17 protein-coding genes are annotated in these 20,504 nt (G+C 39.6%); 15 read left to right on the forward strand and 2 right to left on the reverse strand.

Annotated elements, in window-relative coordinates:
• Positions 1 to 75: 75 nt before the first annotated feature.
• Positions 76 to 2,157 carry a thiol-activated cytolysin family protein gene (locus EW142_RS03510; RefSeq protein WP_130609716.1) on the reverse strand — a complete coding sequence of 694 codons (2,082 nt, stop codon included), beginning with the start codon at positions 2,155 to 2,157 and terminating at the stop codon, positions 76 to 78.
• A gap of 530 nt (positions 2,158 to 2,687) precedes the next feature.
• Here EW142_RS03510 and EW142_RS03515 point away from each other — a divergent pair.
• Entirely contained in the window at positions 2,688 to 4,346 is a 1,659-nt protein-coding gene (locus EW142_RS03515; protein WP_165395217.1) for a tetratricopeptide repeat protein, read from the forward strand.
• A 23-nt stretch (positions 4,347 to 4,369) separates the two neighbouring features.
• On the opposite strand, the gene EW142_RS03520 is transcribed toward EW142_RS03515, so the two are convergent.
• Positions 4,370 to 4,759, reverse strand: coding sequence for a hypothetical protein (locus EW142_RS03520; RefSeq protein WP_130609721.1), 390 nt, complete (start codon positions 4,757 to 4,759; stop codon positions 4,370 to 4,372).
• Positions 4,760 to 5,033: 274 nt separating this feature from the next.
• Here EW142_RS03520 and EW142_RS03525 point away from each other — a divergent pair, with 274 nt between their 5' ends.
• The 14 genes from EW142_RS03525 to EW142_RS16855 all read left to right on the forward strand — a co-directional run bounded on the left by EW142_RS03525 (position 5,034) and on the right by EW142_RS16855 (position 20,499).
• A complete protein-coding gene (locus EW142_RS03525; RefSeq protein ID WP_130609724.1) occupies positions 5,034 to 5,663 on the forward strand; it encodes a DinB family protein in 630 nt (209 codons plus the stop codon).
• Positions 5,664 to 5,781: 118 nt separating this feature from the next.
• On the forward strand, positions 5,782 to 6,882 hold the full coding sequence (locus EW142_RS03530; protein ID WP_130609726.1) for a serine hydrolase domain-containing protein: 1,101 nt from the start codon (positions 5,782 to 5,784) through the stop codon (positions 6,880 to 6,882).
• A 549-nt stretch (positions 6,883 to 7,431) separates the two neighbouring features.
• The gene (locus EW142_RS03535; RefSeq protein ID WP_130609729.1) at positions 7,432 to 9,324 is read left to right on the forward strand and encodes a P-loop NTPase fold protein; all 1,893 of its coding nucleotides are present in this window, start codon (positions 7,432 to 7,434) and stop codon (positions 9,322 to 9,324) included.
• Positions 9,325 to 9,485: 161 nt separating this feature from the next.
• Positions 9,486 to 10,235: a trypsin-like peptidase domain-containing protein gene (locus tag EW142_RS03540; RefSeq protein WP_130609733.1), complete on the forward strand. Its 750-nt coding sequence runs from the start codon at positions 9,486 to 9,488 to the stop codon at positions 10,233 to 10,235.
• A gap of 165 nt (positions 10,236 to 10,400) precedes the next feature.
• On the forward strand, positions 10,401 to 10,862 hold the full coding sequence (locus EW142_RS03545; protein WP_130609736.1) for a hypothetical protein: 462 nt from the start codon (positions 10,401 to 10,403) through the stop codon (positions 10,860 to 10,862).
• A gap of 124 nt (positions 10,863 to 10,986) precedes the next feature.
• Complete coding sequence (locus tag EW142_RS03550) at positions 10,987 to 11,496, forward strand: hypothetical protein (RefSeq protein WP_130609739.1); 510 nt, start codon at positions 10,987 to 10,989, stop codon at positions 11,494 to 11,496.
• A 215-nt stretch (positions 11,497 to 11,711) separates the two neighbouring features.
• Positions 11,712 to 12,245, forward strand: a complete 534-nt coding sequence (locus tag EW142_RS03555) for a hypothetical protein (RefSeq protein WP_130609742.1) — start codon at positions 11,712 to 11,714, stop codon at positions 12,243 to 12,245.
• A 178-nt stretch (positions 12,246 to 12,423) separates the two neighbouring features.
• A complete protein-coding gene (locus EW142_RS03560) occupies positions 12,424 to 14,670 on the forward strand; it encodes a SulP family inorganic anion transporter (RefSeq protein WP_130609745.1) in 2,247 nt (748 codons plus the stop codon).
• A gap of 139 nt (positions 14,671 to 14,809) precedes the next feature.
• The gene (locus tag EW142_RS03565) at positions 14,810 to 15,631 is read left to right on the forward strand and encodes an alpha/beta hydrolase family protein (protein WP_130609748.1); all 822 of its coding nucleotides are present in this window, start codon (positions 14,810 to 14,812) and stop codon (positions 15,629 to 15,631) included.
• A gap of 140 nt (positions 15,632 to 15,771) precedes the next feature.
• Entirely contained in the window at positions 15,772 to 16,665 is an 894-nt protein-coding gene (locus EW142_RS03570) for a PD40 domain-containing protein (RefSeq protein ID WP_165395218.1), read from the forward strand.
• A gap of 133 nt (positions 16,666 to 16,798) precedes the next feature.
• Complete coding sequence (locus EW142_RS03575) at positions 16,799 to 17,599, forward strand: hypothetical protein (RefSeq protein ID WP_130609753.1); 801 nt, start codon at positions 16,799 to 16,801, stop codon at positions 17,597 to 17,599.
• A gap of 268 nt (positions 17,600 to 17,867) precedes the next feature.
• Entirely contained in the window at positions 17,868 to 18,458 is a 591-nt protein-coding gene (locus EW142_RS03580; protein ID WP_130609757.1) for a hypothetical protein, read from the forward strand.
• Between the two features lie 206 nt (positions 18,459 to 18,664).
• Complete coding sequence (locus tag EW142_RS16850; RefSeq protein WP_240740151.1) at positions 18,665 to 19,321, forward strand: NAD(P)-binding protein; 657 nt, start codon at positions 18,665 to 18,667, stop codon at positions 19,319 to 19,321.
• 29 nt (positions 19,322 to 19,350) lie between these two features.
• Positions 19,351 to 20,499, forward strand: coding sequence for an FAD-dependent oxidoreductase (locus tag EW142_RS16855; RefSeq protein ID WP_335341149.1), 1,149 nt, complete (start codon positions 19,351 to 19,353; stop codon positions 20,497 to 20,499).
• The last annotated feature ends 5 nt before the right edge of the window (positions 20,500 to 20,504 follow it).

The following is a 20,504-nucleotide window of genomic DNA, read 5'->3' on the forward strand; positions in this document are numbered from 1 at the left end:
AGGTCCTATAAAAATAACAGCCGGCATCAAGTTGTTGAACCCAACCTGAGCGGCCGACTGCCTAGCTAAATTATGTTATAATGCGTAGGGGCCTTCTTCATTTCCGGCTAGATCTCTCACCACCAATAACCCATCAGGTGTAAAAAACAACATTCGCTGGATGGCACTGCCATTGATGTTTATTTTACACGCTGCTTCGACTGCTCCTCTAGATCCGGTGACCTCTCTTTCCGATTCCCAACAATTGAAATCCCCAAAACCAACAGTACCACTTGGAACGGTTACTGAGTAGGGGTTGTAATAATTTCTTCCGCTATAGGTAGATCCGTTGGTGTCCATGGGATAAAAGTAAGATGACGTTACCTCACCAGTAATTATCCTTGTAGCGAAAGGCTCAGTATAAATACCCACAGGCTGGATGTATCTATCACGTCTTACAGCCGCCTTAATACCTTTGCCGAACAGTGGAAAGGATACACAATCCACGTCTCGAGATTCCGGACCCACAAACGACCCGTCCGCAAAGTTACTGTTGACCCCATTTTCTTCAGAGAAATTATCATTCACCACCCATCTTCGGTTTGAGCCGTTACGTTGTCTATATTCCCCAATAGGCGATGTTGGGGTACTTCGAATTCCGTTATCATCGTATTCCAGAACTTCATATTCTGTTCCTTGCGCATTGAAAATGTAAATTTCATCCAAGAATTGCCGTAGTGCCGCCCCGACACTTTCAAAAGTTGTGGCACCTAGAGGCCCATTCGCATTATCGATGCTATACGGTTCAGAGACCGCGCCATCAGAGGCATTGAAAATGACATATTGCGTACCTGCACCATTAAAAATGGCCGTGTACTCATTTTGTATTTGTGTGGCCGCGCCAATTCCATCTTCGAAAAGGTCTACAAGATTGGAATACAAAACAGGAGGTAAAACTCCTTTTAACTGACATTCCACAACCTCCATTTCGGTGGAAATATTGGTACCTACCTGTTTTGATGGATCTTCCAACGAATAAATTTCATATGACAAGGGCAGCCCGGTTCTAATATCGGTGCTCTCCGCCAACATATCGGCAAGCGCACCAATATTGGTCTCTCCAAGTCCTGAAAATGTATTTTTCGAGTCACCGCCATAAGCAATCACCTTGATTTTAAGATTTTCCATCTTTTCCATACTATCGACTTCCAAGTTTCCGGAAATCTCCTTATCAAAGCTTTTGTAGGAGGCATCAATTTGGGTGTTCATCACTTCCAAGGAAGAAGTGGACTCAATAAGCATATAGAAAATTCTGCCATAGGTTACCTTTTTAATATATGTAGCAGGATTGTCAGGCTGTATAAACCTATTTAAATCATCAGGGGTGACACTGGGGTCAAAAACATCCTCATAACTGGTTGGAAAATCATAACTGACATCGTAGTAGGATTGATATAGCTTGACCAGGACACGATTATACGTTCTATCCTCACTAAACGATAGTTTCCCTTCCGCTTTTATTCCATAACCTTCAAATGACAGTCCCATTTGCAAAGCAACCTGCTGTTCTGAAAATACGTTTTCGTAGTCCAGATCAAAATTGGCAGGAACCACACCCGTACTTCCAGCTATGATGTCATTCATTGCTTGGCGAACTTTAGATTCACTCATTTCAGTCAGGTCTTGTGAGGCCTCAGGATTGCCATCATTTAAATTATAGGAAATGCTACCCCCTGCCCTTTTCAAAGGAATACCCTGGGGTTTAACATTGTTTATCGTTTTTCCCTGCAACAAGGCTCCCGGGAAAATTTCACTGGCCACCCCACCTAAGGTTTGAAAGTCACCCGTGCCATCGGTTACGCTTACCGTTCTTGAAGTACATATAAAACGTAAGGTCTCAGCATCAGAACCACTTCCACTGCCATAATCCTCTGGGTAGGGTTCACCTTCTGCCAATACATCATCAGTTCTGGATTGGGGCACTTCTGCAAATTCACCTCCTTGATCAATTACAGCTTTAAAAGTGCCAGTCGATACCGGGCCATCATCATCTTGTGAAATGGGGTCATCGTCGGTGGGTACTTCGGGATCATCACTATCGCTGCTGCAAGAAAAAAAGAGTAGCACAAATAGGGCCACAAAGGTTAACAGCTTAACATGCGATTGGTTTGTTTTCATAACTTCTTGGTTTTTAAGATTCAACGGCTCGAAATTATCGCGAGGATGGCCCCATACCTAATTTTTGGCATGGACAAAGTATGGACAAGCGATATGGATTGCCCTCAAAAAACACATGGACATAGCTTTTTTTTGCAAGGAACCTAATTTTGTTAAAGCTCAATAAAATCAATCTGTTTCAGGGGTTTTTCGTTAGTTTCGACACTCAAAATTCATGGACTTGATATGGACAAGAGGTTTTCGAGCCAGGAAAGTGACTGCATTTCCCAGGGATTTAATTTCTATCTTGGAGGAAACCAACACGCTAGAAAATGACCGTTAGAGTTTCAACCTTTTTGAATGTATCATCAGTCAGAACGCTCAAATCAAAGTTTCGTCTAAAAACGGAATCTGGGTTTATTGAAAAAATCCGATTAAACCACTTACCTAAGCCACTTAAACCAAAGAACATTTTTGGTTTCTTTTTTTTGGTTCTTTCACTTCAGGCAAGCGCTCAAAATACTCCATTAGACAGTTTGAAAACTCAAGCTTTGTCTCAACCCGATTCAATTAAACTTTTCACATATTCCGAAATCATTAACTCCATGCTCCGGGCCAATCCAAAAGAAGCTGCAGAATATGTTGGGTTGCAATCAGACCTAGCGGAGAAACTAAAGAAGGACTGGGCCGAAGCAGAGGCAAAGATGACAGAAGGGAATTTTTTTGCAGCAACAAATGACTACGAAAAGGCCGAAGAGGCCTATGAAATTGCAAAAAGCATATTCGAAAAGCGTTCAGATAGTCTACAACTATCAAAGTGTCTCAACAATCTAGCCCGTCCCTTGGTGGAGCAAGGCAAATATGAAAAAGCCTTGACCAATTCTATAAAAGCTTTGAAAATCAATGAGATTTTGGGAGAAGACAAGTCCATGATAATTGGAAATTATATGGCAATAGGGAACATTCACTCCGTAATGGGAAGCTTTGACAAGTCGTTGGAGTACTACAAAATGGCAGAGAATATTGCTTTAGATGAAGGGCTTACTTTTAGACTCGCCCAGGTTCGACATAATATCGGCTCCAATATGATGTGGTTAAAAAGAAATAAGGATGCGATAGACTATTTTGAGCAAAACTTGGCTTTTTTCGAAGAAGCGAAAAACCAATTACGTATCGCCATCACCTTAACCAGCATGGGGGCCAACTACTTTGAAATGGATAGCATTGCAAAAGCTAAACCCTGTTTTGAACGGTCTTTGAGAATAGCTGAAAAACTAGGAAATCCAGAGGGAGCAGCACATAACGCTAGAAATCTAGGGAGGATAGCCATGAAGGAAAACAACCCAAAAAAGGCATTGAACTATTATACCATAGGTATGAACACTTCTTTAAAAACCAATTCGAATGGGATATTGGCAGCAGACTATAACAATATTTCAAGCGCTTACCTCGCAATGTCTGACTATAAAAATGCCTACCATTATTTTGAAAAACACAAAAAGCTTAGTGATTCCCTTTTAAACGTGGAAAACACCAAGAAACTCAACGAGTTGGAAATTCAATACCAAACTGAAAAAAGAGAAGCAGAAATCGCTCTTCAAGATGAAGAGATAAAAACCCTCAACGAAAAAGCCAAGGTCGATAAATTGACCAAAGGTATCTATGCCGGAGGTATGGCGTCTGCCCTAGCCCTTTCAGGGCTGTTGGTGTTCGGGTTTCGGCAGCGAATCAAAAAGAACCAGATTGCGCGAGAGAAACAAGAAGAAATTTACAAACAAGAAATCGCCCACAAGAAAAAGGAACTGGCCAGCCAGACTTTGCACTTAGTGCAGAAGAACACCTTTATCCAGGAGCTGATGGAGAACCTCCAAAATATCAAAAACGATCCCGAACGCTTTAAAGTGGAGTTCAGGCGCATTGTGATGCTACTAAAAAAAGAAAACGCCTCAGACAAGGACTGGGAAGTATTCAAGACCTATTTTGCCGAGGTGCATAACGACTTCGACCAAAAGTTGAAGACCCTTTACCCCGACATTTCGGAAAAAGAAATCAGGTTAGCAGCCTTTCTAAGGATGAATCTAACAACCAAAGAAATAGCGGCTACGCTCAATGTACTGCCCGACAGTATCTTAAAATCCAAATACCGATTGAAAAAGAAATTGGGATTGGATAAGGAAACGGATTTGACCTCATTCCTCAATGGCCTCTAGATACTAGCACGCCAATCAAGATGTCACTTTCCAAACATACCCGTTCTGGGTCTCATCTGGTTTCCGGTTGCTTCAGTACTTTCCATATCAATACCCGTTAATGGTCTGCCATGGCTTGCATTACTGTAAGCGCTCATCGGTCTCCCCGACCCTCCCGATGCACCCGAACCGCTAGACCCAGAAGTCATTGGGGATTGTCCGGAAACGCTACTTCGCATGGAGTTTGGTCTTGATGAAGAACCACCGCTTGCCGTTGAGTGAGATCTGTTGGACCATTGATTGTTTCGCGTGTTGGCTTCTACGCCTTCATCAAAAGTCTGGAGACTTTCGGTTTCTCCAACACTTTCTACACTGCAAGACACCATAGCTGTAAGGGCAAATCCTAATACAAATAAATAGATGAGTTTTTTCATTCTTTAAGTTTTATCGTCTTCTAATGTAGTTAAAATACTTCAAGTTATCTCATTGAATGTCTCAACCGCATTCCCTCGTCATTTCGAACTCTCTACTGCTCGGCAGGTAGAGCACGGAATCTTTTGATTGATTTTCTTCTTTCTCAAGAATAACGAAGAACCCGATCACCCAACAACTAGGTAGTACTAGTCCTGTCTGATTAACATTCTTCCATTTTTTTGATACAGAGGCATTCTATATTTTTAAAAGTATGTGATTCAAAATAAGCCGGTTATGAACCGAAGGTTGTTGTTAAGTGCGATCGGACTCAGTCCATTGGCACTGATTTCCGCTAAGATTCCCACCCTTGCCCAAGATTCCATTGTGGAAACACTGATCAAACGATGGAAAAAATCCAAGGCATATACTTTGACCGTCTTCGATACCATGCCCGCCAACGATATCGAATTTTCACCCTCGGTGCAGCAGTTGAGCTTTGCGCAACATTTTATCCATTTAGGGTTTATCAATGTTACCTATATCGGTGTTTTGGTCGATACCCAAACCTATGCTGATTTTTATGCGCTTATGGAAGCCGATTTTGTAATGCAACCGCCCGATGGCATCAATGTATTTCAACCCGATCGGTTGAAGGAACGGGACGCCCAGGAAAACAAGGCCAGGGTCGCCCAATACATTTCGGATACCTTTGACTATGTAATCACCCAGTTGGGGAATTTACACGATGCCATGCTCACCCAAGGCGAGAACAAGGAAAAGCCCGATTACCTCTCTGGCCATAACAACCTAGATTTGATCTTGCGGGGTGAAAGCCACACGGCCCACCACCGCGCTCAGGCCATTGCCTATTTGCGGGCAAACGGCGTTCAACCCCCGGGGTATACCGTAAACAACAAATTTTAGATTCCCACCTCTGCAGCAATGACAAAGAAAAAAGGGCCTTAGGGGTTTTTGGTCTTACGCCAAAATTCCACGAACTTCGTTCGCCTTTTACAAACCAATTCGAATAAACAATTCATCAATGATCAAACACTTTTTAGGAATTCTGTTGGCAATCCTATGCACTACGAAATCCAACGGCCAAGAAAACCGAACACCTGAAGATAGCAGCGTTTTCGAAAAAACCGACGCTTATCTCAAATCCATGGTGGATAGCCTCGAGATTGTCGGGCTGAACTATATGGTCCTTATCGACAATGAAATTGTACACCAAAAAGCCATGGGGTTGGCCCAAGCCCAGCTTCAAACGCCCATGACCTTGGAAAACTCCTTTCCTGTGGCCTCCATTTCAAAAATGTTCAGTTCCACTGCGCTGCATGGTTTGCTTGCTCAACATAACCGCAATGTTAACGAAACCGTGGCCGATTTTCTCCCCGACCGTACCGATTTGCCCGACTCGTGGCGGAAGTTGACCTTAAAACAATTGCTCTCCCACACCTCGGGAATTCCCGACCAGATTGACTACGGAATCTATCTGGCCCCCGAAAGTGAAAAGGCAGTGATTGTTGCCATGAAGGACAAACCCTTTAGCTCGGAACCCGGCACGGAGTCAAAATACAATGCGACCGGATTCTTGCTGGTTCGCATCATTATCGAAAAGCTGGCCGGGCAAGATTTTGAGTCGTACATGCACGAACAGGTGTTTGACAAACTGAATTTACGTTCGGCTCAATACGGCGGATTCAAAAAAGTGATTCCCGGCAGGGTCACCTGCTATCAGAACGTGAACGGCGCCCTGGAAATGTTCCCCTTAAACTATTCCCCACCCATGTATGCCGGGGCGGGATTAAACATTACCATCAACGACTTGGCCCAATGGTTTCAGGCGGTGCAAAAGGGGGAATTATTGACCCAAGCACAGCTCAACGAAATTTGGGAACCTGTACAGCTCAACAATGGCAATGACGCGTACTTTGGCTTGGGCTGGGAGGCCTATCGCTTGCAGGGCAATTTTAAAATGGTGGGGCATGGCGGTGCCGGTATCTCCTCGTTTCGGCACTACTGGAATACCGAAACCAACAAAAGTGTCACGGTGATTCTGTTGACCAACGGAGCCCACAACTGGGAGGTTCGGCCCAATCAAATCAATTTGCAGATTGCAAGCATGTTATTGACCGAATAGACCCAAAAGCACCAAGCACCAAGCACCAGACTTCGCGCACCCAACACCCAACACCTAACCCCCTTTGCAAATTTCATCAATACACTCCCCAAGCAGCTTGATACTGTGCAGCGCATTTTTTTCGTCCTCATCAATGGGGTACTGCCCTCTTGGCAATAGGGGCATTGGTTTTGACCTTTTAAGTGTAGCATAACAAAAGAAGTATTGGTTAAAAAAGAGGACAGGTCACTGCTACACTCATCAAAGCGGTGCCTTGAAGGTCTGGGGACTTTCACCCTTTTGCCTGTCCAATTTACAATTCAAATGAGGTTGGGGAAGGCACCTAAAAAACGATAAGTGTAGCAGGGCAAATATACGTTTTCTATGTAAATGGGATTTGGCAACCCCTAAAAATCGAAGTTGTGGATAAGCTGCTTATTTATAACAAGATTCACAATTAGTTGGTTATATGGTATTCGCCAAAAAGTAGGTTTTATCCGTCGGTTAGGGAAGGTTATCCGTATAAAATGGGGTAAATTGCGGATATAAACGAGTTGGCATTAATATAAAATGACTGAAGATTTAACCAAAAGAATAACCCAGTTTTTAGAAATTGACACTAACTACGCAGTCATAATTAGTGGTGATTATGGAATTGGAAAAACTTTCTATTTTAAAAACAAACTATTTCCTTTAGTTAGAAACATTAATGTTCCAAATTCTGAAAGCGAGGAAAAATATAGACCTATTTTAATTTCCTTATTTGGAATAAAAAGTGTCGAAGAAATTCAAAAACAAATCTTTTTAGAATTGTTTCCTCTATTAAAAAACAAAGGAGTTAAAATTGCTTCAGATATTGGCAAATCTTTATTAAAAGTGTTTTCTGGCGTTGACATAGAACAATACGTTAATGATGCCGACACTTCTACATCAGATATAATAAATTATAACAAATTATTACTCTGTTTTGATGACATAGATAGGAAAAGCGATGATTTACAAATCAAAGAATTATTTGGTTTCATTAATAACTTGGTGGAAAACTCAAATACCAAAGTCATAATTATCGCAAATGAAGATGTATTAAGAAAAGAAGAATCAAATAATGATGAAGACACATATTCTGTTATAAGAGAAAAAGTTATAGGCATATCGATAAAGTTCAATACTGATGTAGTTTCAATTTACGGCCAAATAATCAATTCAAAATACAAAGATTCTCTTCCTGTTTATTTTAATTATTTAAAGGATTATAATCAAAGTATTATTGCAAGAATTGAGCAGAATAACAAAAACATACGAAATCTAGTTTTCTTTTTAGAACACTATAAAATCATTTTCAACTCTTTAGATGAATACTTGAAACCAGATGATAATTTAAATCCTTTTAGGAAAGAAATCTTTGAATTGATTTTGAATTTCACTTTACCAATTTCTATTGAGTACAAAATGGGTAGTCTTAAGCCCAAATATTTTAAAGACATTAAAGACTTACACATTGGAGGTTTATTTGACTTATCTGCATTTTTAAGTGATGGACCATCAATGAAAATAAAGTCAAAAGAAGAAAAAGTTGAAACATACCAAGAGATTTACAAAAGAAAATATCTTGACGACACTGTTCAAAGAAAAAAAGTTTTTTTCGAATCTATATTTAATTATATAACTGGTAGTTCTTCGTTTTCTATTGACAAATTAATAGAGGAATTAAAATCAATATTTGTTATAGAAGACAACAAAGTTCCAAAAAGAGAGAAGGTTTTGAATACCCTTTCATATTGGCAATGTATTGACCTAAATACAAATGAATATAGAAAGCTCACTAATGAAATGCTGAAATTTGTTGACACAGGAGAGTATAAATTAGACCAATATCCAACGGTTTTCCATTATGCTACTAGATTCAACAATTTACTAAACTACAACCTAGAAAATCTGAAAAAAAGATTCAAAAGAGGAATCAAAAAAGGAACTTTTGAATACAAGCCTAGTCTTCATTTTCATTTGCACATAAGTGCGAATACAGAATTCTATGAAGACCTCAAAGAGGTTGCGGAATATTGTATTCAAATAAATAAGGAAATCAAAGTAAAATCTGAAAAAGAAGAGGTTGAAAACCTTTTCGAGTTATTTCAAAATAATTTTAAAGAGTTTTTGGAAAAGGTTAATGAGTCAAATACAGAATTAAGATATAAACCGATTTTTGCCAAATTCAATTTCAATAAGTTTTGGTCTACTTTGAAAAAAGCTAAAAATACTGAATTAATAGAATTCGGTTTTGATATGGCGAGACGTTACACTAAATATGTCTACCCTGATTTAAATCCAGAAAAATATTTTCTAGAACAATTAAAAGAAAAATTAGAATCGGAAATAGGTAAATCAAGAACAACTAAAATGGATAATATTGCTTATGAATTTTTAGTTTCAAAAATAAATGAATCAATTAATAATTTTGAATAAATACTAATGCCAACAATGGCTATAAGTAATTGCTTGTACTCGCCTACTTCTGAAAATCCTCGTGGATTTTCAGTTTGGTGTGTACTTGCGAAGTTAAGTGCTAACCCACGCAACTACTCATAGCCGAGACCGTTATGTGGTATTAACAAAAGAACGAACATATGCCTATATCAAAACCATCAGTACAATCATTATTTCTTCAAATGCAATTTAACGGAAACAATATTGCTTCTGGCACTGGATTTATTGCAGACACACCTTCTGGTCCAGCACTTATTACTAACAGACATAATGTTACTGGAAGAAATAATGTAACTAATGCCACTTTATCACCAAATGGACATACGCCAGACTCTGTTATGATTATGCATAATAGACAAGGACATCTAGGACAATGGTTAGGCAAAAATGAACCTTTATACGATGAAGATAATAATCCAAAATGGATAGAGCATCCGACTTTAGGGGCAACAGTTGATTTCGTTGCTTTACCTCTAACTGAACTTGATGATGTCGAATTATTTCCACACACTCTAGGTGTAGGTGACCCACAGATTCTAGTAGCACCTTCAGATACTGTTAGTGTGGTAGGCTTTCCTTTCGGACTTGCTGGCGGTGGAGCACTCGCAATATGGGCAACTGGTTTTATGGCAACTGAACCTGAAATAAATCATAATAATCTTCCAACATTTTTAATTGATTGTAGAGCGCGACCTGGTCAATCAGGTTCAGCTGTTATTGCTCACAGAAATGGTGGAATGGTAGCAATGGAAGATGGAGGAAGTGCCGCTTTTAGTGGGCCTGTTACGAGATTTCTTGGAATTTATAGCGGTAGAATTAATGCACAATCTGATTTAGGCATTGTATGGAAAGGGTCAGCAATAAAAGAATTAACAGATTCAATGAATTAAAAACACCACACAACAATGGCTATAAGTAATTACTTGTTCTCGCCTACTTCTGAAAATCCGCGAGGATTTTCAGTTTGGTGTGTACTTGCAAAGTTAAGTGCTAACCCACGCAACTACTCATAGCCGAAACCGTTGTGCGTAATTTGACGACCCCATAAATTATTCATGGCAAAAAAAGACAAATTCAGAAAAAACCTATCAAAACCAAGAATAAAATCAGACAGTGATGAAATTGGAATAATAGGAATTAGTCTTGCGCTCACGGCTTTATCCGCCAGCTTCATTTTTGGAGATGAAACAAAACTTTTTGTGAAAGTTATTTGCGTGGCAATTTATATTCTGGGTGGACTTTCTACCAGTTTCCTATACTACACATATTTGACTAGTAAAATTCCAAAAACAATGAATTTATGGAACTCGAAGGGCGGATTGGGAATCAAAGGTTCTTTTTGGATTTTTATCTACTATGTTAGAATTTTTTTAAAACAAATGCTTACGACTAAAGGTAATTCACTAGCAAAAATAAGAGAGTTAGGCTATCTTACTGTACTAGCAATTTTATTCATATTATGGATAACCTTTGGAATTGTTATAGCAGATGTATTATTGGAATTAGTGAATAAATAAAAACTACGTACAACAACAGCTATAATTCACCTGATCGCCGGTCATCGGTGGTCATAGCCTTTGGCGACGGCTCACAGGCAGGAACCATAGCCTAGACCGTTAGGCTTAATTAAAAAAAGGAATTATGGATCCTATAACTTGGGGGTTTATCGGAACATTAATAGGGACAATCGTTGGGGCTTCGGCAAGTATAGTTACAACTAGAATAAATAGTAAGAATGCTATTCGAATTCAAGAAGGAATCGAAAGAAATGCCCGAGAAGAGCGATTCAGAAAATTCCAGAGGGACAACTTCCTTGAGCTTCAGGAAAAACTATCCGACGGAATGCGATTAATTGCCAAGGCTTTTGTAGTGGATTTAGAACATTATAAAAATACAAATGATTGGGCTTCTTCAACTTTGAGTTCCGAATTAAACAATGAAATTTCAGATTGCTTTAGGGAAGTGTCAATCCGAACAGAAAGAATTGATGATGACAAATTAAGAGAGGAAGTTAGACAATTTAGAATAAAAATGACTCAATGTTTGATAGCTAAGTCCTATGAATCTGGTAAAGAAAGAATGGCTGATTTAACAAAAAGGTTTGATGAAAAAATGCCAAAATTAGGCGCTGCCCTAAGAAAGAATTATTAAAATAACTAAACCTAACAACCCCGCGCTCCCGCAAGATTGTATCTTGTGGTCCGCGCTATAGGGCTAAAGCCCTTTTTGTATTTTGGTCAGGACCCTTGGCTTAATTGTTGCTGTGCAGATAAGAAATGGTGAGTTCAATTAAATTTTCGATTTTCATTTTTCTGATTTTGGCAAATTTTAGTTGTCAAAATTCGGAGCAGAGAACTTCAAAAAAAGTGGAAAAGGATTTCGGTCTTTTCCCAAACGAAAATGATAGCCTTGCGGTAGAGTTGAAATTTGCTGAGTATAATAACTGGAGAGAACTACTTGAACGAACCGAAAGAATTGTTTGTAATGATAGCCTTCCCAAAATAACCATTGAAAACGATAGTCTAATTAAACGGGTTTATTTCAAAAACCCATGTTGGGAAGAAGTAATTTGTGTTTTGACCAAACAAAGAAACATTATTCAAATACATAATGACACAATTAGTAAATATGACCAACTATTGTACCCGTTGGATAGTTTGGGTTCTGTTTTGAGGAGAGATTTTGAGAACAATGGAAAAGTACCATCGTTAAGTGAAACCTCTGAAAAACTAATGTTTGCCATATCTTACGACAATGACTGGATTGAAAGATTACCCGTGACATTGAAAAGGCTAACCAAGGAATATGAAAAAGTCACAGACAGCATTGTTTTAAAAGTATGGTTGAATGAAAAACTGGAAACTCCTCCACCTCCACCTCCACCTGACTCCTTAGAGTAAATCTTTTGCTCCTCCAATAACTGCCAACGCCCTTTTCAAAAAATTCGTTTACAAGAAGAATAGCGTTTCATTTTTCCGATTTCCTTGACAGCTTTCCCTGCTCGTCCCCATTACTTCTTAATATTTACTATTTTAGTCGACTATGTCAATATTTATAGACCGCTGGATAGTTAAATAAATGGAAACTACACCAAAAAAAGGTATTCAGGGATTAATTGAAAATTGGCAAAGTGATTTAATCGCAGCGGTGAGTGTCGCACTCATTGCGTTACCTCTTTCATTAGGTATTGCTTTGGCAGCAGGAGCACCTGCCATGTCCGGTGTCTTTTCAGCAATCGTTGGTGGTGTGGTCACAACCCTCTATCGGGGGGGTCACATATCGGTCAACGGACCTGCCAAAGGAGTTATTGGGGTTATCCTTTTGGGTATTGCATTAATGGACGATGGTTCGGGCCAGGCGTTTAATTATGTATTGGCAGCAGTGGTGGTTTCGGGCGCAATTCAAATGCTATTGGGGATATTGAAATTGGGTCGATTGGCGGACATTTTTCATTCTTCGGTGATACACGGCATTTTGGCAGCCATCGGAATTATCATAGTTGCCAAACAGATCCATGTGGCCATGGGCACACATTCTGATAGTCCGAGCATTATACAAAACCTCATCGACGCGGTTGTACTCTTACCTCAAGCCAATCCTTTTGTGTTGATCATTGCTTTGGCCGGATTGCTTTTACTACTGTTTCATTCCAAAATCAGTTACCGGATATTCCATCTTTTACCCGCTCCCATGTGGGTCATAGCCCTTTCCATTCCCTTTGTCTACGCCTTCAACTTCTTTGACCAACAAACCCTTTCATTCTTTGGAAAAGCCTATGAGGTGGGACCTCATCTGTTGTTGGACATTCCTGATACTATAATGGATTCAGTTATGCACCCCAACTTTGGCAAAATTGATACGCTTGAATTCTGGACCACTGTATTTTCCATTTTGATCATAACCAGTATAGAATCCTTGGCCATTGCAAAAGCTGTGGACAAAATTGACCCCTATCAGCGAAAGACGGATTTGAACAAAGATTTAACGGGTATTGGATTGAGTACCATGGTGGCTGGTTTGATTGGAGGTTTGCCCATCATTGCCGTGATTATTCGAAGTACGGTCAATATCCACAATGGTGCGAAAACAAAGTGGTCCAATATGTACCAAGGACTTTTGTTGCTACTTTTTATTGTGGTACTGAGCCCCATAATGAGACAGGTACCGCTATGTGCTTTTGCTATTTTACTCGTTTATACCGGATTTAAATTGGCATCGCCGGGGGTCTTCAAACAAGCTTACAATCAAGGAACTGAGCAACTCATATTCTTTATGGGAACGATGGTTTTAACCCTCTATACCAATTTATTAATTGGTTTACTTGGTGGATTATTATTGGCACTGGTCACCCACATGCTATTGGCGAGGCTTTCCATCCCTCAATTTTTTAAAATGGTGTATAAGTCTCGTACAAAATTGTTGAAACGTGAAGATGGCAGTTTCGATTTAAAAATTAGAGGGATTGCGAATTTCTTGGGCATTTTAAAAGTTGACAAACTAGTGGCTCAAATCCCTTCTGGGGCAGATGTCAATATTGATTTATCAGAAACAAGATTGGTAGGCATGACCTATATGGACTATCTGGTGGAATACTTAAAGATACAAAAGGCTACGGGCGGTGAGGTCTATATAACAGGATTGGATTCACATGTTTCATCATCTACACACAATAGAGCTTTAAAAATTAGTTTGACCGGTTCTGCCACCAATTTATCACAAAGGCAAAAACGATTACGAAATTTAGCAAGTGAGAAAGGTTATCAATACACAAGTCAAGTTGATTGGAATACGATTTATCTAAAGAAGTTCCACTTTTTTGAAATAAGACCTATTGAACGCAAATACAATTGTCTCAAAGGAACATTTAAAGATTTGGGTGTGTCTTGGGAAATTGCGGATGTAATATTTAATGAAGGTCAGGCTTTTACAGCTGAAACGTTCAATACAACGCTAATGGTCTTAAAATTGAATAAAAAAATACCCGTTTTCACGATGGAAAAAGAAAGGGTACTAGAAAAATTATTTGACCGGGTGATGGCATTTACGGGCTATAAAGACATTGATTTTGAGATGTATCCGGATTTTTCTAAAAAATTCCTGCTTATGGGGAACAATGAATCTGAGATTCGGTCATTTTTTACAGATGAAATCATTCGCTTTTTCGAAAATCATCAGATTTATCATTTAGAAAGCAATGGTGAGGCACTGGTTATTTTTAATAAAATTAAATTGGCACGTACAGATGAAACCATTGCATTTATAGATTATGCCAAAGAATTGGCCACGCTCTTAGATGCAAAAAAAAGCATAACAATTGGGGCTTAAGAGGAGTCAATATGCCCCCCCCCGCTCCCTCAAGAAGGCATCTTGTGGCTTACGTTAACACTGCTGAAACCCTTTTCGTAACTCGGTAAAGGCCATTTGAACTTTCCTTAGCTTTGTTGCAGCAACCCATGAAATCTAAATGGACCAAATAAACTTTAAAAAGAAAACAGGCCTCGTTTTTTTAATCGTACTTCTTTCTATTGGTTTAGCCTATGCGCAAACTCAGAATGAAAATCACAACCCTAATCCCAAACCCTCTGAATTATTTCATATACCCTATGTTAGTTCAGGAACATTGAATAGTCCAACACTGTTTTTGGTTCTTCATGGCGATGCGCCCTTTAACAATCCTTCATATCAATATGGCATCGCCAGACAAATAGCAAATGAGAATAATAATGTTGTTGCCGTAGGGGTTCTAAGACCCGGTTACACGGACAATGAGGGGAACCGTTCAAAAGGAGAACGGGGCTATACCACGGGAGATAATTATACCAAGGAGGTTTTGGAGTCAATACATAATCTGACTGCCGATTTGAAGAAAAAATACAATCCTTCGAAAATAATTTTGGTGGGACATTCGGGCGGAGCCGCCATATCTGCCAACTTAATTGCGCAATATTCAAACACCTATTCCAAGGCGGTACTTGTCTCCTGCCCTTGTGACCTTCATTTATGGCGAAAGCACATGAAGGGATTACAGCCAGAAGCACGAATTTGGGATATCGAGGTGACAAGCCTTTCTCCCATTGAAGTGCTCGATAGCATCGATAGTTCAATAGAAATTGTTGTGGTCCATGGAGAGGATGATAAAACCGTACCTCTCAATATTGCTTCAAAATATGTAAAAGCATTAAAGGAAAACAACAAGAAAGTCAACTTCGTTATTCTTGAAAACCGAGGTCACGAAATAGCTTTCAACAACAAAATATTTGAAATTATTAAAGCGCTTGTGGAATAAAACTGGTGGTACGACCCCTTGCTATCACAGGATGGCATCTTTTGGTCCACGTTATTGGTGCTGAAGTCCTTTTTGTATCTTGGTAAGGACCCCAGTAATGCTACGTAGCTGAATTGTTCCTCACAAGAAATCGAAAAAAAGTGTACAAAGTTTCAATACTTATAGCCGTTGTGCTGTTTCAAGCCAATTGGGCCTTGGGTCAACACAAAGCCGTATGGGTAGAAAGATGCCTTACCGAAACTACTCATGAAGACCGCTATGCCTCCTATTCCCCAAATGGGGAATGGATCGTATTCGAATCGAACCGAGATGGAAACTGGGACATCTATATGATGAATTCGCAAGGCGAGAATGTAAAAAGGCTTACCTACAATGAATCAGAGGATAGAAGACCAAGTTGGCATCCTAATGGAGAAAAGGTGTTGTTCGAATCCAACAGAAATGGGAGCAATGAATTATTTACCCTTAACCTAAGAAGTGGGAAAGAAAAAAAATTAAAGCAAAACACCAAAGATGGGGAGTTTGTGTTTGCGTCCTATTCCCCCAATGGAAAAAGAATAGCGGTCAGCTTGAGGGAATCGGAACAAAAAAGCAAAATTGTCCTCCTTTCCAAAAAGGGCAAGAGGGTTAAAACAATAATTGAAAATGGGAAGCGGAATTTTTATCCAAGATGGTCTAAAGATGGAAAGGAAATTGTCTATTTCTCAAGAAAAGACACGGACAACAAGGACGATGAAATTTACGGCATAAATTTAGAGACAGGTGTGGAAGCCAGACTTACCCTTTGGAAAACACACAACTTCTGTCCTTCATGGTCCTTTGACAATTCGCAGATAGTTTATGTGACATCCATGGAAGGTTCAAGACCCGAGATTTTTATTATGGATCGGGATGGCAACAACAAAACGCAAATAACGCACAACGAAGAAGGGGACACATTACCCAATTGGCATCCTAAAGAAAATAGGATTTTGGTAACGGCCTATAGGAATGGGAATTATCAAATTTGTGAATTGGAGTTGTCGGAGAAATGATATCCCCCCCTACCACAAGATGATCTTGTGGTCCCGCTATAATCACTAAAGTCCTTTTTGTATCTTGCTAAAGACCTTAAAAACGGTCCTTAGCTTAGTTGTTGGGTAACATTAAAAAAATAATTACGCAATCATGAAAAAAAATGATACGTTAACATTATTGGCTGTGGGAGCAATTTGTTGGATATTAAGAGTTGTGACCCATGAAGTAATTGGTCATGGCGGATCAAATCTGTTCTTTGGAGGCAAAGCCATTTCTGTAAGTACAATGTTTTTCAAAGCAAGTCAACCTGATTTTTCTTTTTTACAGCAAAAAGTATTCATTGCTTCTGGTTCAATAATTAATTTGATATTAGGATTCACCTCTTTCTATTTTTTTAAAAAACAAAAAACAAAAAACTCATGGAAAGGATACTTCTTATGGATAACATCAATAATATTTATTTTAAATACAGGAGGTTACATTGCTTTTAGCCAATTCTTGAGTTCTGGAATGGATTGGTCTGTATTTTTAAAAGGTTTATCACCTTTATGGCTATGGAAAACACTTGAACTTATTGTTGGTGTTTCTCTTATTTATGTTGGATTTAAAATTGCTGTTAATTACAAAAGAGTCTTCTTTTTTAAGGGTATTACGAACCGGTATGAGAAAAAAATCTTAGTCTTACCCTATATATCTGCAACACTTGTTTCAGTTATAGCAGCTTTAAATATGGTTTCTGACAATTTAGGCCTTTTAGTTTTAGGGGCGTTTGGAAATAGTTTTTTCTTCCTAAGCCCCATGCTAATTGCAGCTTTCATAAAAGTACCCACAACTTTAAATAAAGAAATTGCAGATAAACCAACATTGACAAGAAATTATTGGCTAATTTCCATAGCCTCTTTTCTTACATTACTGTTTATTTTGGTATTATCTAGAGAAATATATTTTTAAGTTGACAATTAGTAGTACATACAAATAGTTATTTAGATAGTGGAGCAGTTTAAAAACGTTGCCCAACAAGGCTATAAGTAACCAGCCCGAAAGACCCGGTCTGGCGGGTTGCTAGTTCTCGCTTACTTCTGAATCCCAATAGCTATCGGGACGCGGATTTTCAACTTGGTGTGTACCTGCCTGCCGGCAGGCAGGCTTGCAAAAGTTAATTACTAAAACACACAACTACTCATAGCCCAGACCGTTGTAACCAATACAAAAAAGTGAAATGAAAAAAACAATTTTGAACTGCATAATTCTTTTACTTCTGTTCTCAAGTTGTAATAGTCAAACTAAATCAAGTCCGGAAACTCTTAAAATAGAAGAATTTAATTGGACTGTAAATATTCCTGAAAATTTTGAACCAATAAATCAAGCAGTATGGAATAAAACTTTAAAAAAAGGAATAAATGCGATTGAAAACACTTTTGAAGAAGAAGTAGATAATCAAGCAACAACTATTTTCACATATAAAAATGGGCAGTTTAATAACTTTGGAGCAAATTGGCAACCCTTTGATATTGAAATTGACGGGGATTACATGGAAACATATTCTGAAGTAAATGAGATGATATATCAAACTTTTGAGACACAAATGCCTGATGCAAAACTTGACTCTATATCGTCAACTCAAAAAGTAAGCGGATTGGAATTCCAAAGGTTTGATATTTCAATAGATTTCCCTAATGGCATAAAAATGAAAACCATTGGTTTTAGTCGATTATTTGATAAAAAAGAATTCACAATGAATATTACCTCTGTTGATGAAATAATTGGACAAAAAATGTTAGACGCATTTCTAAACTCCAAATTTGAATAAATACTGGTTACAATACGGTATATAGCCCCCGCTCCCACAAGATTACATCTTGTGGTTCCATGTTCTTACCTTTAGTGCTTTCCGGCCTTGTTTTCCACCCCCTAAATACCGCTCGAATCATGACGGTTGTCATCGTTAATTCGATGGTAATTCCGTATTATCCGACATCTATTTCCTTTAGTATCAATCGAATAAAATCTTCAGTCATGAGGTACAACACTATCATAATTGGGGGTGGCCTTGCTGGATTGACCGCAGGAGCCACCTTGACCAAATTCGGAAAGAAAGTCCTATTACTGGAACAACACTACAAGCCTGGAGGCTGTGCCACCACTTTTAAGCGGGGCGATTTCATCATTGAGGTCGGCCTGCATGAAATGAGCGGCTTGGTAGAGAACGGCAACGTCAGAAACGTCTTTAAGATGTTGGACGTGGATAAACATGTCGAATTTTTGCAGGTACCCGAGTTCTATGGGGTGGTATCGGACGGAGAAGACTTTGTTTTTCCGCATGGCTTTGATGCTGCGACCCAAGCGCTCCTAGACAAATATCCTGAGGAGGAAAAGGGCATAAAAAAGTTTATAAAACTCATTCAGGGCATCCGAAAGGAAGCGCACAGCTTACCGCGTTCGCCCTTAAAGCGCAAGTTGATCTATCCGCTGATGCCTTTGCTTTGCCCCAACCTAGTATCAGCAACGAAACATACGGTGGGCTCGTGGCTGGATAAACACATCAACAATGAAAACGCAAAACTGGACCTCGTGGCCCATATTGCCTACTGGGGCGATGACCCCTACACCTTGTCGATGTTCTATTTTGGGCTACCTTTTTCGGGCTTTATCGAAAGGGGGGGCATTTTATAAAAGGGGGGTCGCAAAAGCTGTCCGATCATCTGGCGGCCTATATTGAGAAGCATGGCGGCACCGTTTTATTGGGTAAAAAGGTGCAGAAAATTGTTACCAACAACGGGCAAGCAACAGGTGTAACCTTTCGCGATACCTTTAGAAAGGAAGACCCACCCGTAACCGTGAATTGTGACAATGTCATTGCGAATTGTGCCATGCCCATAGTGCCGAGCTTACTGGATGAGCCCTATGCCAGTGCGCTTGGGAAAAAGATAGATGCACACCCCAATTCCACCTCGTTGCTCTGTATGTATTTGGGCTTTAAGCAAAAAGTAGATCAGTTTGGGGTTAAATACTATTCGAACTTTATTCAAGGTGATGATGTAAAACGTCTAAAAGATGTACACCCCAATCAATTGGGCGATTGGGCCAAACGCAGTTTCATCTTTGTGGATTATGAAAAGGTCGATGCCGGGCTAGCACCCCCGGATAAAGCTGCCGGGGTAATCTGTGCGGTGGATTATCTGAAACAATGGGAAGGTCTTAGCGATGAAGACTATAAGGCCAAAAAAGAAGAAGTGGCCCAGATCTTACTACAACGATTGGATGAAAAATTCCCTGGAATCAAAGAAAGTGTGGAATACTATGAAGTCTCGACTCCGAAGACCATTAAGCGATACACTTCCAACCCCGGAGGCGCGGTTTACGGTTTTGCACAGACGTTGGACTTGACCGCATCCAAACGGTTTCGAAATAATTTCTTGATTCCCAATCTGTATTTTGCTTCGGCCTGGGCATTTCCCGGCGGTGGTTTTGAGGGCAGCATAATGGCTGGATTCTTGGCGGCCTTGCAAATGAACAAAGACAAGATTTGGACCCCATGTGATGATGCAAAGTTTTCCGATAGCAGAATTGTCGCGGTAACTGGGCTCGAAACCCTTGACGATGAAACCCTCGAACTACGGTTTGAAAAACCAGACGCGTTTGACCACCAAGAAGGGCAATACGCTATCCTCAATCTTAAAGACCCCCAAGTAACAGCACTGGATGTACCCTATCGCTGGCTTCCTTTGGCATCCAATGGTGAGGAGGACCAGTTAAAGTTTAAGATTCAACTCGATGGCAGTAGCTTTTCAAAAAGCTGTGAGCGAATCGATATCGGTGATGAGGCAATGGTATTTGGGCCTATGGGCTAGTAGGA

Origin of the sequence: Flagellimonas allohymeniacidonis (genome assembly GCF_004296335.1) — a bacterium.
In the GTDB taxonomy this organism is placed as follows: domain Bacteria; phylum Bacteroidota; class Bacteroidia; order Flavobacteriales; family Flavobacteriaceae; genus Flagellimonas; species Flagellimonas allohymeniacidonis.

Coding starts and splice junctions, on each gene's coding strand:
- EW142_RS03510 (WP_130609716.1), bottom strand. CDS start 2,157: ATGAAAACAAACCAATCGCATGTTAAGCTGTTAACCTTTGTGGCCCTA.
- EW142_RS03520 (WP_130609721.1), bottom strand. CDS start 4,759: ATGAAAAAACTCATCTATTTATTTGTATTAGGATTTGCCCTTACAGCT.
- EW142_RS03525 (WP_130609724.1), top strand. CDS start 5,034: ATGAACCGAAGGTTGTTGTTAAGTGCGATCGGACTCAGTCCATTGGCA.
- EW142_RS03530 (WP_130609726.1), top strand. CDS start 5,782: ATGATCAAACACTTTTTAGGAATTCTGTTGGCAATCCTATGCACTACG.
- EW142_RS03535 (WP_130609729.1), top strand. CDS start 7,432: ATGACTGAAGATTTAACCAAAAGAATAACCCAGTTTTTAGAAATTGAC.
- EW142_RS03540 (WP_130609733.1), top strand. CDS start 9,486: ATGCCTATATCAAAACCATCAGTACAATCATTATTTCTTCAAATGCAA.
- EW142_RS03545 (WP_130609736.1), top strand. CDS start 10,401: ATGGCAAAAAAAGACAAATTCAGAAAAAACCTATCAAAACCAAGAATA.
- EW142_RS03550 (WP_130609739.1), top strand. CDS start 10,987: ATGGATCCTATAACTTGGGGGTTTATCGGAACATTAATAGGGACAATC.
- EW142_RS03560 (WP_130609745.1), top strand. CDS start 12,424: ATGGAAACTACACCAAAAAAAGGTATTCAGGGATTAATTGAAAATTGG.
- EW142_RS03565 (WP_130609748.1), top strand. CDS start 14,810: ATGGACCAAATAAACTTTAAAAAGAAAACAGGCCTCGTTTTTTTAATC.
- EW142_RS03575 (WP_130609753.1), top strand. CDS start 16,799: ATGAAAAAAAATGATACGTTAACATTATTGGCTGTGGGAGCAATTTGT.
- EW142_RS03580 (WP_130609757.1), top strand. CDS start 17,868: ATGAAAAAAACAATTTTGAACTGCATAATTCTTTTACTTCTGTTCTCA.
- EW142_RS16850 (WP_240740151.1), top strand. CDS start 18,665: ATGAGGTACAACACTATCATAATTGGGGGTGGCCTTGCTGGATTGACC.